The following is a 14631-nucleotide window of genomic DNA, read 5'->3' as shown; positions in this document are numbered from 1 at the left end:
ACCAGGTCGGTCAGGGCCTCGTCGGTGCGCCCGGCGACCGGCGAGCCGATCGAGACGTCGTCACCGCAGCCCAGCCGCGACAGCAGCACCGCGAGGACGGATTGCAGCACCATGGGCGCCGACGCATCGTGGGCCCGCGCCAGCTCTTCGACGGCCGCCCAGACCGCGGGCCCGACCGCGAACTCCACGAGGCCGCCCTCATGGCTGGGCACGGGCGGCCGCACGCGGTCCGTCGGCAGCGGCAGAGGCTGCGGAGATCCAGCCAATTCCCTTCGCCAGTAAGCGAGTTGTACGGAGAGCTCGCTGCGGGGGTCGTTCTCGTCGCCCAGTACTTCCCGCTGCCACAGGGTGTAGTCGGCGTACTGGACCGGCAGCTCCTCCCACCGCGGCTCACGCCCTGCGAGGCGCGCGGTGTACGCGGTCGACAGGTCCCGTACGAGCGGGCCCATCGACTCGCCGTCGGCGGCACTGTGGTGCATCACCAGCGCCAGGACGTGCTCGTCGGCGCCGCACCGGAACAGTGCCGCACGGATCGGCACCTGCGCGGACAGGTCGAACCGATGGCCCGCCACCCGGGCCACCGCGTCGTCCACCTCGTCCGGCGCAATCTCGGAGACCGGTACGTCGAACTCCAACTCATCTACGGGTACGACCTGTTGGAAGGGGCTTCCGTCGGCGTCCTGGACGAAAAGCGTCCGCAGGCTCTCGTGCCGCGCCATCACATCCCGTACGGAGGCCACCAGCACAGCCGGGTCCAGCGCGCCCGCGAAGCGCAACGCCACCGGAATGTTGTACGTCGCGGACGGCCCCTCCAACTGGTGAAGGAACCAAAGGCGGCGCTGCGCAAACGACAACGGGATCATTCGTCTCTACTCCCCTGGTCATCTCTTCGCGGACTGGAGCACCCGATGTGGGGAGCGGCGGCGCCCGGTCCTGCGGGCGAGGCTCTTACCCGAATCCTTCAATTCACCGCAGAACCCGTTGGGAATTCGCTGTCTCAGCAGGCGAACGAAATACTCGTGAAAGCGATTGGTTATGGGATCCGGCGTGCGGCCGAAACCGGCTCCACGCACCGTAGCAGCCGGTCAGCGGGGTCAATCCGTCCCGTCGACGGGACACTTCACCGTCCGCGGCAAAGCCCCGTTGGCCACTGCCGAACAGTACGGTATAACGACCAGTGAATCCATACTGAATGCCCTTTCCCAACTCCCCGATCGCCCAGCTCCGGGAGTCTCCTGGAAATCAGGAGCTTGATCTGATGAACGTCGGCGCGCTTGTGCACGTCCCGTTCGCGAGAGGAACAGGAAAGTGAACCGTGCCCCCCGCCAGGACACCCCCGACACCGCCCGCCCGGAACTTCCGCCGGTACTGGTGCCGACCGACCGACCACGCGGGACGGGGACACCACCCCGGTGCTCGGCAGTGGAGCGCACCGAACTTGCGGCCGACACGGCGCCCGTCGGCACCGCCCGGGACGACATGCTGCTCGCCGGCTTCGCGGCACTCCTGTACCGCTTCACGGGCCAGGAGCGGATCGGCGTCGACCGGATGGACCGCGCGGGCCGCACCCAGCACGTCCTGCTGACGGTCACAGGCGGTGCGACGCTGCGGGACGTGGCGCACGGCGCCGAACTCGGGCACGCCCCGAGGGCCGCCCCGGTCGGCATGCGGTTCGCACCGCCGGGGAAGTCCTCGTCCGACACGACGGTACCGATGGAGTTCCAGCTGGTCCTGCACCCGGCCACGTGCGGACACAACACGCTGGAACTCCACTACGACGCCGCTCTGTTCGACCGGTCGACGGCCGCGCGGCTGCTCGCCCACTACCGGACGCTGATCGAGGACGCGACCCGGTCCCCGGACCGCCCCGTGGAGTTGCTGCGGCTGCTCACCGACGCGCAGCGGCGACGCATCCTCGTGGAGTGGAACCGCACGGGGGCCGATCTGCCGCACAACACCTGTCTGCACGATGCGTTCGAGGCCCGCGCGGAGCAGTCGCCCGACGCCGTCGCCGTCGTGCACGGCACCGAGCGGTGGACCTACCGCCGGGTCGACGCCGAGGCGAACCGCCTCGCCCACCACCTGCGCTCGCTCGGGGTCGGCCCGGACGTGCGGGTCGGCCTGTGCCTCGACCGCTCGCCCGGTCTGCTGGTCGCGGTGCTGGGCATCCTGAAGGCGGGCGGCGCGTACGTGCCGCTGGACCCGGACTATCCGGCGCAGCGGATCACCGCCATGGCCGAGGGGACCTCGTGCGCCGTGACGGTCAGCCGCGAGGCGCTCGCCGCGCACCTCCCCGAGGGAGGTACGGGCGCGCACCTGGTGCTGCTCGACCGGGACGCCGACTTGATCGCCGCCCGGCCTTCGCAGGCCCTCGGCACCACCGCCGGTCCCGACCAACTCTGCTACATCATCCACACCTCGGGTTCCACGGGCACGCCCAAGCCGATCGCGCTGCGCCACCGCGGGGTGATGAACAACCTCGCGGACCTCAACACCCGCTTCGGCGTGGGTCCGGGGGACTCGGTACTGGCCCTGTCGTCGCCGAGCTTCGACATGTCCGTCTACGAGTTCCTGGGCATGACCGTCGCAGGCGGCACCGTGGTGGTCCCCGAGCAGGGCCGAGCCAAGGACCCCACGCACTGGGCGGAGTTGCTGACCGCTCACGGCGTCACTGTGTGGAACTCCGCACCGGCCCTCCTGGGGCTCCTGACCGACCATCTGGAACAGTCCGGCGCCCGGCGGCTGCCCCGGCTGCGACTGGCGATGCTCGGCGGCGACTGGGTGCCGGTCCGGCTGCCCGACCGGGTCCGCGCGCTCGCGCCGGGGCTGCGCTTCATCGTGATGGGCGGGGCCACGGAGGCCTCCATCCATTCGACGATCTACGAGGTCGGCACGGTCGATCCCGGCTGGTCGAGCATCCCGTACGGCCGTCCGATGGCCAACCAGCGCACGTACATACTCGACGAGGCCCACCAGCCGGTGCCACCCGGTGTGCCCGGCGAGCTGTACCTCGCCGGGACCGGCCTGGCCCGCGGCTATCTGGACCAGCCGGAGCGCACCGCCGAGCGGTTCGTCGACTGGTCGCACGGCGAGGTGACCGAACGTCTGTACCGCACGGGGGACCTGGCCCGGTTCGGCGCGGACGGCCTGATCGAGCTGCTGGGCCGGATGGACTTCCAGGTCAAGGTCAACGGGCTGCGGGTGGAGCTGGGCGAGATCGAGACCGTGCTGCGCGGCCACCCGGCGATCCGGCAGGTCGCGGTGGTGGCCCGCGAGGGACGGTTGATCGCGTACGCGGTGCCCGTCGGACCCGGCGGGGACCCCGACGCCCACGACGCCGCGGCCATCGGTGACGAGCTGCGCGCCCTCGCGGCCGACCGGCTGCCGGAGTACATGGTCCCGCGGGCGTTCGTGACGCTGGACGCGCTGCCGCTGACGCCCAACGGCAAACTGGACCGCGCGAACCTGCCCGAGCCGGTCTTCACCGGCGCCGACTACCGGGCGCCGGGAACAGCGGCGGAGCGGGTCCTGGCCGAAGTCTTCGCGGACGTGCTGGGCCGGGACCTGGTCGGCGTCGACGACGACTTCCTCGCGGTGGGCGGCGACAGCGTGCGCGCCATCCAGGTGGTGACGCGGTCCCGGGCCAGAGGCTTCGAGATCACCGCACGCCAGCTGCTGGAGCGGCGGACCGTCGCCGCGCTCGCCGGGGTCGCCGCCGCGACGGACCGGGCCGCGGCCCGGGACGAGAACGCGTCCGCTCCGCTGGTCACCGTGGACCCGGCCGATATCGAGGCGTGGCGGCGACGCCACCCGCGCCTGTCCGACGTGTGGCCGCTCACCGCTATGCAGTCCGGGATGCTGTTCGAGTCGATGCTCAACGACACCGGGCACGACACCTATCAGATTCAGACGGTCTTCCACCTGTCCGGCCCGGTCGATACGGACCGGCTGCGGGCGGCGGGCCAGGCGCTGCTGGACCGGTTCGCCAATCTGCGCGTCGCCTTCGTCCGCGACTCCACCGACAACCTGGTGCAACTCGTGGTGGACGGCGTCGAACTCCCGTGGCGCGAAGCCGTCATCGGCGACCTGCCGGAGGACGAACGGGAAGGGGCGCTGCGGCGGTTCCTCGCCGAGGACCGGGCCGAGCGCTTCGACCCGGCCGCGCCGCCGCTGCTGCGAATGGCGCTGGTGCGGCTGGGCCCCGACCGCGCCGAGCTGGTCCTCACCGCCCATCACGCACTCGTCGACGGATGGTCGGAGCAAGTGCTCGCACACGACCTGCAACGGCTCTACGCCTCCGGCGGAGACGCCTCCGTCCTCGAACCGGTCCGCGGCTTCCGGGACTTCCTCGCCTGGCTGGCGCGCCGCGACACCGAGGAGGGGGACCGCGCGTGGGCCGCCGAGCTGGCCGGCGTGGACGGGCCGACCCTGCTGACGCCTCCCGGGGCGCTGCCCGACCCGCACGCCGGGGTGGGCGAGATCGCGGTGCCGCTGTCCCGGGACGAGGTGCGGCACCTGTCCCGGTGCTGCGCGGACCTGGGCGTCACGGTGAACTCGCTGGTGCAGGGCGCGTGGGCGGTGCTGCTCGGCGCGCTGACCGGCCGTACGGACGTGGTGTTCGGCGCCACCGTATCCGGGCGCCCCGGAGCGCTCGCGGGCGTGGAATCGATGGTGGGACTGTTCATCAACACCGTTCCGGTGCGGGTCCGTTGGGAACCCGGCGCGACGGCAGCCGAGCTGCTGGCCGGGCTGCGGGACCGGCAGACCGCGCTCCTGGACCATCACCACCACGGCCTGACCGAGATCCACCGGGCCACCGGCGTCGACGCGCTGTTCGACACCCTGGTGGTGTTCCAGTCCTACCCGGCGGGCCGCACTGGCGCCGGAGTAGCACCGACCCCCGCCGTCGAGGTCACGGGCGTCACGTCGGTGGGCACCGTGAACTATCCGCTGGCCCTGTTCGTCGAGCCGGACCGACTGACCGTGCAGTACCACCGCGGCCTGTACGACGAGGAGGCGGCCAAGTCCCTCACGGCCCGGTTCCGCTCGATCCTGCGCCAGCTGGCCGCGTCCCCTGGCATGCAGGTAGGTGCGGTGGACCTGCTGTCGGCGGCCGAACGCGACTGGTTCACCGGCAGGTTCGACGACAGCACCGGCACCGCCGCCGAGGCCCTGACCACCCTCTTCGAACGGCGGGCGAAGGCCGCCCCGGACGCGGTCGCCGTGGTGTGCGGGGAGCAGTCGCTGACGTACGGGGACCTCGACACCCGGTCCGAGCGACTGGCGAGCCTTCTGGCCGGGAAGGGCGTCGGAGCCGAGTCCGTGGTCGCGCTCTCCGTGCCGCGCTCCACGCACCTGGCGGTGGCGCTGCTCGGGACGCTGAAATCGGGCGCCGCCTACGCGCCCGCCGGCCCGGACGCCGTACCCGGCGCCGCCCTGACGCTCGCCCTGGCGGACATCGAAGAGGCCGGATCCACGGGCCGCCGGGAGCGGGGCGCTCCCCTCGGAGCCGGGCACCTGGCGTGTCTGCGCCGCACGCCCGGGGTCACGGGCCGCCTGGCGGTCGGCCATGACGCGCTGGTCCACGAGGTGCGGGACTTCGTGTCCCGCGCGGGCCTCGTCCCGGGAGCGCGGATGCTCGCGGCGTCGCCCGGCCCCGACGCGACGGCCTTCGAGATCCTCGCGGGACTGTGCGCGGGCGCGACGGTCGACGTGGCCGTGGACCCGGGGGCGGCGGACGGGCCCGGCGACTGGAAGGGCGCCGTGGTGAGCACCACCGCCCCCGTCCTCGCCGGAGTGCTCGACCGCTCCCCCGGCACGGTCGACGCGGGCGCGGTGGTGCTCACCGGGGACGTACCGTCGGGCCCACTCCTGCGGTACGTGCGCGAGGGCGTGCCGGGCGCGCGGACCGCGCACGCGGGCGGCGGGCGCCGCTATGTGCTGGGCGCCGCGCTCCAGCCGCTGCCCGCGGACACGACGGGCGAGCTGTACGTCGCCGGACCGGTGGCGCGCGGCTGGGCGGACGACACGGCCCTGACCGCGTCGCGGTTCGTCGCCGATCCCTACGGTCCACCCGGATCCCGGATGTATCGCACCGGCGACCTGGCCCGGTGGAACCGCGAAGGCGAGCTGGAGTACGCGGGGTGCGCGGGCGCGGGCGCACGGGTGCGCGGACGCCGGGTGCGGACGGGCGACGTCGAGTCGGTCCTCGCCGCGCACCCGGGGGTGGCGCAGGGGTTGGTCGTCGCTCACGAGGGCGCGGGCAGCGGCGGTGACGACCTGCTCGCCGGCTACGTCGTGCCGCGGCGCGACGGCGGCGGCGCCGCGGCAGTGGAGCTGCGCGCGTTCTTGGCCCGGCGCCTGCCCGACGCCCTGGTTCCCACTGCCGTGGTGATCCTCGACCGGCTGCCGCTGACGGCAGACGGCGCCGTGGACCGCGCGGCCCTGCCGGACCCGGGCACCGGCCCGGCCGAAGGCCCGTACCGGGAGGGCAGGACCCCGCGGGAGAAGGCGCTGTGCGCGATGTTCGCCGAGGTCATAGGGGTCGAGCGGATCGGTATCGACGACAACTTCCTTGCTCTCGGCGTCAATTCAATGATGGCGGGCAGGCTGGTCGGCCGTATGCACCGCACGCTCGGCATCAAATCGTCCATCCGGACGGTCTTCCGGTACCCGACGATCGCGCAGCTCTCGGGCCGGCTCGGGACCACGGCCGCCAAGAACCGGCCCCGGCTGCGCCGGATGACCGGAGACCAGGCCTGACGGGCCCGCCCGGCGGGCGCGGACGCGGAGCGGCCCCGGATGCCTGGTGCACCCGGGGCCGCCCCGTCGTTTCGCCGGCCGCCGCTCAGAGGTCCTGGTACGCCGTGGGGAAGCGGCGGCACACCTGCGCGACCCGCGAGCGGATCTCGTCCCGGTCCCGCGGTGCCAGATCGTAGGTGCGGTCGCTGGTGGGGTGGATGGTGGTCAGGACGCGGTCGACGAGGTCGGCGCAGTCGTCCATGTCGTCTTCGCGCATGCCGCGCTGGGCGGTGATGTTGGTGCCCAGTCGCAGGCCGCTGGTGACCAGGGCGGATTTGGTGTCTCCCCGGATGCGGTTCTTGTTGGCGTGGATGCCGCAGCTCTCCAGGGCGGCTTCGGCGACGGTTCCGGTGATGCCGCGCTGGTAGGTGTCGAGCAGCACGGTGTGGTTGTCGGTGCCGCCGGTCAGGACCGGCCAGCCGCGCTTGTCCAGCGCCACGGCCAGGGCGGCGGCGTTGGCGGCGATGGCCCGAGCAGTTGCGGTGAACTCCGGTTGTGTGACCAGGGCCAGCGCACGGGCTTTGGCGGCGATGGCGGAGGGGTTCGGTGTGCCCTGGGACAGCGGGAACACCCCGCGCTGCAGCAGTTTGTGCAACGGGGTGCCGTCCGGGCCCGGGTGATCGAAGTCCTTGCCACTGAGGATGATGCCGCCGCGCGGGCCACCGAGCTGTTTGTAGGTGCTGGTGGTGGTGATGTGGGCCAGGTCGATGGGGCTGGGATGCACGCCCGCCGCCACGAGGCCCGCGATGTGCGAGATGTCGGCCAGCAGATAGGCCCCTACCGAATCGCTGATTTCGCGGAAGCGGGCGTAGTCGGGGGTGCGGGGGTAGGCGCTGGCGCCGATGATGACCAGTTTGGGGCGGTGTTCGCGGGCCATGCGCGCGGCCTGGTCCTCGTCGATGTAGCCCTCGGCGTCGAGCCCGTAATGGACGACGTCGAAGTAACGGCCGGTCACGGAGGCGGTGGCGCCGTGGGTGAGGTGGCCGCCGGAGTTCAGGTCCAGGCTCAGCAGGGTCTCGCCCGGGGCGAGCAGAGCGAACAGGACGGTCAGGTTGGCCGAGGAGCACGAGTGCGGCTGGACGTTGGCGTATTGGGCGCCGAAGGCGGTCTTGGCGCGTTCCACGGCCAGGCGTTCGACTTGGTCGAACTGGGTGGCGCCGGGGTGGTAGCGGGCGCCGGGGTAGCCCTCTGCGGTGGCGTTGGCGAGTGCGGAGCCCGCGGCGGACAGGACCGAGGGCGCGGCGAGACTGGCGTGGGCGACCAGTTGCAGGGTGTCGTTCTGGTACGTGACCTCATGGTCGAGAGCGGCGGCGAGCGCCGGATCCTCGGCCCACAGCTCCTGACTGCCACGGGCCTGCAAGCACGCGTGCGAGGAGGTCGAACGGTGGATTCCCGCGCCGTTCCTGGTCGGAACCACGAGTACTCCTAACAATGGAGGTGGGAGGGGCGGCCGACGGTGTGGGGGATGCGACGACGCCGGAGCGCCGGGCGAGCGGCCGGCGCGGGGCCGGCCGGAACCGTACCGGCGCTCCGGTTCAGGCGACGGGGGCGAGGGCCCCGGCCGATTCGACCTGGATGTTGGGCAGGATCTCCCGGGACCGCAGCACCATGCCGTGGCAGTAGTTCGCGTTGTGCTCCAGACTGCGCTGCGGCATGTACGGCATCTTCTGCCGGCCCCGGTGGTCGATGTGCAGGGTGACCCGCTCAGCGTCGACGGCGTCCGCCTGGAGCATCTCCCGGCCCACCAGCAGGCGCAGCAACTCCGCAGAGACCTCGGCCATGAAGCCCTGGGCGTGCGGCTGGTCTCGGAGAACGGTCTCGGTGAACGCGTAGTCGGGCGTGCGCACCGGCTCCCGGTAGACGTAGGCTCGGGCGAGCAGGTCGATCTCGAAGGCCTGGCGCGCCAACGGGTCGGCCCACCAGTCCTGGGCGGTGACGAAGTCGGCGAGGATCCGGTCGAACTCCTCGCGGTGCGAGCTGAGGATCATGTGCGCGGTCTTGCCGGTGTTGAGCAGGTCATAGTTGGCGAGGTCGTCGGTCTGCTGGATGAGGAAGCGGCAGACCTCGGTGTCGGTGCGGGTGCGGAAGTAGCGGGACACCTGGGCGAACAGCTCGCCGTACGAGACGATCCCGGTGGAGTCGAGGTAGCCCGACAGCACGAACAGGGCCCGCATGTTGTAGAGCGTGTACAGCGCGTGGTTGACCCAGTAGCCGTCGCGGCAGTCCTGCTCGGTCACCCACTTCGTGCCGAGCACGACCTCCGCCTCGGAGACGTCGCTGGGCACTTCGGCGGTGAGGATACCGAGGGACTCGCGCTGCCCGTACATGGGCGTGTTGTGCAGGAACAGCTGCGGGTAGACGATGATCGTGTCCGCGTACGAGCGGCACAGCCGCGTCAGGCCCTCCTTGAACGATTCGATGGTCTCGCCGGGCAGCGGCCAGATCATCTCCACGTACGAGCTGATGCGTTTCTCGCGCAGCAGGCGCTGGAGCCCTATGTAGGTCTCCTCGCGGATGTTCTTCCGGTCGACCATCTCCAGCGTCGACTCGTTCATCGTCTGCAGCGAGATGGGCTGGCTGACCATGAGTCCGCCGCGCACGAAGATCTCGGTGATCTCCGCCATGCGCTCGGGCCTGTTCTTAGCGGCGGCCATGTGGATGATGAGCGGGTAGCCGTTCTCCTCGCTGCACTGGACGATGTACTCGCTCAGGGTGACGTCGCGGGGTGACAGGCCCCAGTTGGCATCGGCGATCATCAGCGCGGAGTACCGGTGCTCGCTGATCCATTTGAGCTCGGCCTTGATGCGTTCCTCTTCGAACTTGTTGACCTTGGAGTTGGTGGCCGCGCCCCAGTAGCAGAAGGTGCAGCGGAAGGGGCAGCCGCGGTTCGTCTCCATGATGGCGAAGCTGAATTCATGGTCGTCGAAGACGCCGTTCAGGAACGGCGAAGGGATGTCCATCAGGTTCTGGATGCGGGGCGCGGCTTCCGTGGTGACCAGTTCACCGCCCGACCAGAAACTCAGGCCCGGTACCTTTCTCATGTCCGGGGCGTCCGAGCCGATCTGCTTGATGAACTCCAGTGAGGTGCGCTCTCCTTCGCCGTTGCAGACGTAGACGTTCTCCGCTCCGTCGGCGAGATAGGTCGAGGCGTGGTTCATCACCTGCGGTCCGCCCAGCAGATAGTGCGCGTCGGGGCGCAGGGCGCGCAGTTCGTCGAGCACCCAGCGGACCAGCTTCATGTTCCAGATGTAGCAGCTGAACGTGTAGAGGTACGCGTCCTTCGCGGCGAGGTCCCGCACCATCTGGTGCCGGTCTTCGGAGATCGGGTAGGAGACGATCTCAAACGTGTGGACCGTGGCGACGGCCGGGTCGTCCTGCGCGTACGCCTGGATGTAGCCGGAGGCCAGCGGCAGGATGTTCTCGTAGGTGGGCAGTTCCACCAGCACGATCTTCCGGCGATCCAACACGGTCGTCCCGGCATCCGCTGTGCCGGGGGATTCTAGGCTGGACATGTTCGCGATCTCCTATTCATTCCACTCGTCTTGAACGCTCGCGAGGTGCTTGGAAATGGTGGCCGTGAAGGTCGCCATACTGTCGAGGTAATAGAAGTGCTCGCCCGGGATGAGATGGGTGGCGCAGTCCGCCGTGCTCAACTCACGCCAGTGGTCCACTTCGCAGGGGGGAACCAGCCTGTCGCGGTCGCCGCCGAATGCCACGATCGGGCTGCTCAGCCTGCGTCCGGGCCCGCCGTACGCATAGTTGTTGACGAGTTCGAGGTCGGCCCGGAGCAGTTCCAGGGCCAGGCTCATGAGGTCCGGCGAGTTCAGGACGGCGTCCGGAATTCCGCTGCACTTCTCCATGAGTTCCAGGAGGTGCTCGTCGGTTATCTCCACGCCGGGCGCCGGATACGTCCGGAGCCGGTGCGGGGGAACCGCCCCGGAGGCGTAGAGGGCGGCGGCCGGCCGCCCGTCGGACTGCCGACGCCAGCACAGCTCGAAGCCGATGTAGGCGCCCATGCTGTGGCCGAAGACGTACAGCTGCCCTTCGAAGTCCGCGAGCGCGCGGCTGAGTTCGCCGACGATTCGGTGGAGGTCGGTCTCGGCGGGCTCCCGGCCGCGCGACCCCCGCCCCGGGTACTTGGCCGCGAGGACGCGCAGGCCGTCGGGGATCCAGCCCGCCCAGGCGCCGTAGCTCTGTGCCGAGCCTCCCGCGTGGGGCAGCAGGAGCAGCGTGTCACCTCCGGCGCCCGCCGCCGACGGCCGTATCTCCCACAGGCATGTCCCGCCCTCGCTCACGTGGTCTCCCGCTCCGGCCGCCGTCCCGACCGTGCCACCAGCTCGTCGATGCGCTCGGCCAGTTCGGCGAGGACCGGGGCGGCGAGCAGGACCCTGACCGTGAACTTGACGTCCCAGACCCGGCAGGCCTTCAGGACGACCGTCGTGGCCAGCAGCGAGTCGCCGCCGATCTCGAAGAAGTCCTGGTCGCGCTTGACCTTGTCGAGCCGCAACACCTCAGCCCAGATCTCCGCGAGCCGCTGCTCGGTCGGCGTGCTGAATTCGTTGTCTTCCATGCCGCACCCCTGTTCGGGTCGATTCGGTTAAGCGGGTTTCTCCGGAACTCTTGCTCCGCGGGCGATCAGCCACCGGGCGTGCGGGCCGGGGGCGCCAGCGCGGCGGCGACGGCGTCCCGGTCCGCTTTTCCGCTGGGGGTGCGCGGCAGCTCGGGCACCACGGTGATCGAGACCGGTACGAACTGCTCGGGCAGCAGCCCGGTCAGCGCCTTGAGCACCCGCGCGCCGTCGAACCCGTCCGGGCCCGCGTCCGACGTCACCGCGGCACGCAGCTGCCGGGAGCCCTGGGCGATGTCCACCGCGACGGTGACCGCCTCCACGACCCCGGGCTGTTCCAGCAGGCAGGCGTCGACCTCCAGCGGGTTCACCCGGACACCGCGGATCTTCACCTCGTGGTCGATGCGGCTCAGCAGGCGCACGGTGTCACCCTCGATGTGCACCAGGTCGCCGGTGCGGAACGCGCGACGGTGGCCGCGGGGCGTCGGTTCGTCCAGGGTGAGGTACCGCTCGGCGTTGAGGGCGGGCTGGTTGAGGTAGCCGACCGCGAGGGGCGCACCGGCGACCAGCAGCTCGCCCACCGACGGGTCGGCCGGGTCGGCCGGTTGGACGAGGAGCTCGCAGCCGGGCAAGGGGCCGCCGATCGGGGGCAGCGTGGGCCAGCTGTCGCTGGGGCCCGTGAGCGTGTGCACGGTCACCATGGCGGACTCGCTCTGCCCGTAGTGGTTGTTCAGCCGACAGCCGGGCAGGCGGCGGAAGAGCTCCCGTACGGCCGGGGTGCACACGAGCTGTTCGCCCGCGGCGTTCACCTCCACCAGGGCGAGGTGCCCCAGCGAGTCCACGGCCTCGGCCGCCACGGCGAGCATGTGGAGGGCGACGTACGGGAGGAAGAGGCGCTCGACGCGGTGTTCGGCGAGCCAGTCCAGCAGGGCGATGGGGTCGCGCCGCAGCGACTCGGGCATGACGACGAGCGTGCCGCCGCCGCACAGCGTGCCGAGCACCTCCTGGAACCACACGTCGAAGTTGAGCGGCGCAAACTGGGCGGTGCGCAGGTCCGGACGCACCGAGTGGCGCCACTGCCAGGCCGCCATGTTGTCGACGCAGCGGTGGGGCAGGGCGACGCCCTTGGGCAGCCCGGTCGAGCCCGAGGTATAGATGACGTACACCGGCACGTCGGGCCCGCACGGCTGCCGCGTCAGCGCCGCGGCGGCCCGCGCGTCGGCCCGGTCCGGTGCGCCGGGGATGCGAACCGCATGGGTCCCGATGTCGAAGGCGGGGGCGTCGCCGCTGAACAGCAGCAGCCGCGCCGCGCTGTCGGCGGCCATGTGCTCCAGGCGTCTGACCGGATACGCGGCATCGAGCGGCACATAGGTCGCCCCCGCGCCCACGGTGGCGAGCATCGCCGCGACGACGGCGGCTCCGCGGGGGCCCGTGACGGCCACCCGGTCGCCGGGGCGCACTCCGTGACCGGCAAGGAGTTCACGGATGCGGGCGGCCCAGGTGAAGAGCAGGCCATAGGTCAGTTCGTGCTCCCCGTCGCGTACCGCGATGCCGTCCGGGCACGTGCGCGCGGTCTCGGCCAGCCGGTCCAGCAGGCACCGCGTTTCGGCGTCGCCGCCCCAGAGCGTGGGTACACCCGGGCCCGGGACCGACGCCTTCGGTTCCTCTGTCATCGCTGCCCCCAGGGCTCAGTGGTACGGGACGTTTCGTACGGCGTCGCCTGTCCCGTCGCCGGGACGGCGGACGCCCGGAGCGCACGGGCGGGTCAGCCGGTCCGGCCGGCCGTGCCGAGGGAGGCGACCGGCTCGTGCTCGTGCTCCTCCACGCGCCTGCGGACGATGGAGTCGGCGATCTCGCCGCTGCGCACGGCGACGTTGGACAGCAGGGACGACGTCAGTCCGTGGGTGTGCTCGGTGCCGCCCTGGAGGTAGATGCCGCAGGACAGTTCCGGCGTGGTGACGAGCCGGTAGTCGCGCTCCGCGCGGTGTCGCCCTGCAGCATCGCGCAGGCAGTACCGGTCGAGGTCGCCAAGGAGGCCGGTCGGTTGCATCGCACCGTAGCCGGTGGCGAAGACGAGCGCGTCCACATCGAGTGTCTGGGCCTCGACATCGATCAGGGAGCGCAGCCCGACACGAATCTCGGTGCCGATCCGCTGGACGTCGTCGACCCGCGTCAGGTTGAGGAAGTGCAGCCGACGGTCGTTGCGTACGTCCTCGTCGTACGAGCGCTGGTGCAGATCCCTGATGATCTCGTCGTCGACCACCGAGTAGTTGGTGTTGCGGTGGTAGCGCCAGAACGCCTCGCGCGTCTGCTCGGTGCCGAAGTAGTAGTCGTCCACGGCACTGGGGTCGAACACCCGGTTGGCGAAGGGCGTGTCGTCCGCGACGGAGTAGCCGTAGGAGGGGACGACGGCGAAGACCCGGGCGTGCGGCAGGGCGTCGTGCAGGAACCGGGTGATCTCAGCCGCGCTCTGTCCGGCGCCGACCACAGCGACGCTCTTGAGGGCGTTCGGGTCGACCTGGCCGTACTTCTCCAGGAACTCCGAGCTGTGCCATACGCGGTCGTCGCGCTCCACCCCGGCCGGCATGCGCGGCACCAGCCCGGTCGAGATGGCCACGTTGCGCGCGTGGACCAGCCTGCAGCCCCCGCCGATGCCGTCCCGGACCTCGATCTGGAGGCACTCGGGCTCCCCCGGGCCGGTGCCGGTCGCCCGCCGGATCGCGGTGACCTCCGAGTTGTAGGACACCCGGTCACTGAAGCTCGACTCCGCCCATTCCAGGTACTGGTGGAACTCCTGGCGCGTCGGGAAGAAGGTCTGGTTGTTGACGAACTGGACCAGCCTGTCCGCTGCGTGCAGATACGCAATGAAGCTGTACCTCGACACCGGATTGCGGAAAGTAGCCAGGTCCTTCAGGAAAGAGATCTGCATGGTGGCTGCGGGCAGCAGCATGTTGCGGTGCCAGCCGAACGACGGCTGCCGCTCGAAGAAGGCGGCACTGATCGGACGCGCCGGCACATTCGCCTCGTGTTCTTCCAGCGCGATGGCGAGCGACAGATTGGACGGGCCGAAGCCGATCCCCACCACGTCGTATGTCTCGCGTGCAGAAGGATCCATAGAAGATTCTCACCCTAGCGTCGTTGTCACAGGGACTTTCGCGGTTTCCAAAGGAATGTTCCTACACCCTCGAAAACGTTGACCCGGAATTCTACAGATTTTCATCGGGCCCATTTTTTTTGCTAGCCTCGAAATTGCCCGGCAGATG

General features: G+C 70.7%; 8 protein-coding genes. 1 reads left to right on the top strand and 7 read right to left on the bottom strand.

Going from position 1 to position 14631, the window contains the following annotated elements; translation table 11 throughout:
* Nucleotides 1–863 (bottom strand): condensation domain-containing protein (locus tag ACFV8T_RS24335; protein WP_385330993.1); only part of this gene is annotated, 863 nt, incomplete at its 3' end.
* Nucleotides 864–1308: 445 nt separating this feature from the next.
* On the opposite strand from ACFV8T_RS24335, the gene ACFV8T_RS24330 reads away from it, so the two are divergent.
* Nucleotides 1309–6762, top strand: coding sequence for an amino acid adenylation domain-containing protein (locus tag ACFV8T_RS24330; RefSeq protein WP_385330990.1), 5454 nt, complete (start codon nt 1309–1311; stop codon nt 6760–6762).
* Between the two features lie 85 nt (nt 6763–6847).
* Here the strand turns inward: ACFV8T_RS24330 and glyA are convergent, their stop codons facing one another.
* From glyA to ACFV8T_RS24300, 6 genes are all read right to left on the bottom strand, one after another.
* Nucleotides 6848–8218 carry a serine hydroxymethyltransferase gene (gene glyA, locus ACFV8T_RS24325; RefSeq protein WP_385330987.1) on the bottom strand — a complete coding sequence of 457 codons (1371 nt, stop codon included), beginning with the start codon at nt 8216–8218 and terminating at the stop codon, nt 6848–6850.
* A 118-nt stretch (nt 8219–8336) separates the two neighbouring features.
* Nucleotides 8337–10313: a B12-binding domain-containing radical SAM protein gene (locus ACFV8T_RS24320; protein WP_385330984.1), complete on the bottom strand. Its 1977-nt coding sequence runs from the start codon at nt 10311–10313 to the stop codon at nt 8337–8339.
* A gap of 12 nt (nt 10314–10325) precedes the next feature.
* A complete protein-coding gene (locus ACFV8T_RS24315) occupies nt 10326–11096 on the bottom strand; it encodes a thioesterase II family protein (protein WP_385330981.1) in 771 nt (256 codons plus the stop codon).
* Nucleotides 11093–11371 (bottom strand): phosphopantetheine-binding protein, encoded by a 279-nt coding sequence (locus ACFV8T_RS24310; RefSeq protein WP_385330978.1) that lies wholly within the window; start codon nt 11369–11371, stop codon nt 11093–11095. Before ACFV8T_RS24310 ends, ACFV8T_RS24315 begins: the two co-directional genes overlap by 4 nt.
* Nucleotides 11372–11436: 65 nt before the next feature.
* Entirely contained in the window at nt 11437–13041 is a 1605-nt protein-coding gene (locus ACFV8T_RS24305; RefSeq protein ID WP_385330975.1) for an AMP-binding protein, read from the bottom strand.
* Between the two features lie 92 nt (nt 13042–13133).
* The gene (locus ACFV8T_RS24300) at nt 13134–14483 is read right to left on the bottom strand and encodes a lysine N(6)-hydroxylase/L-ornithine N(5)-oxygenase family protein (RefSeq protein ID WP_385330973.1); all 1350 of its coding nucleotides are present in this window, start codon (nt 14481–14483) and stop codon (nt 13134–13136) included.
* Nucleotides 14484–14631: the final 148 nt, after the last annotated feature.

Source organism: Streptomyces sp. NPDC059832, assembly GCF_042731715.1.
Lineage (GTDB): Bacteria > Actinomycetota > Actinomycetes > Streptomycetales > Streptomycetaceae > Streptomyces.
The sequence above is the reverse complement of the archived record's forward strand: the minus strand, read 5'-3'. Positions and strand labels throughout refer to the sequence as shown.

What these genes read in the sequence shown, in the direction of transcription:
- ACFV8T_RS24320 (WP_385330984.1), bottom strand. Translation starts at nt 10,313, where the DNA reads ATGTCCAGCCTAGAATCCCCCGGCACAGCGGATGCCGGGACGACCGTG.
- ACFV8T_RS24310 (WP_385330978.1), bottom strand. Translation starts at nt 11,371, where the DNA reads ATGGAAGACAACGAATTCAGCACGCCGACCGAGCAGCGGCTCGCGGAG.
- ACFV8T_RS24305 (WP_385330975.1), bottom strand. Translation starts at nt 13,041, where the DNA reads ATGACAGAGGAACCGAAGGCGTCGGTCCCGGGCCCGGGTGTACCCACG.
- ACFV8T_RS24300 (WP_385330973.1), bottom strand. Translation starts at nt 14,483, where the DNA reads ATGGATCCTTCTGCACGCGAGACATACGACGTGGTGGGGATCGGCTTC.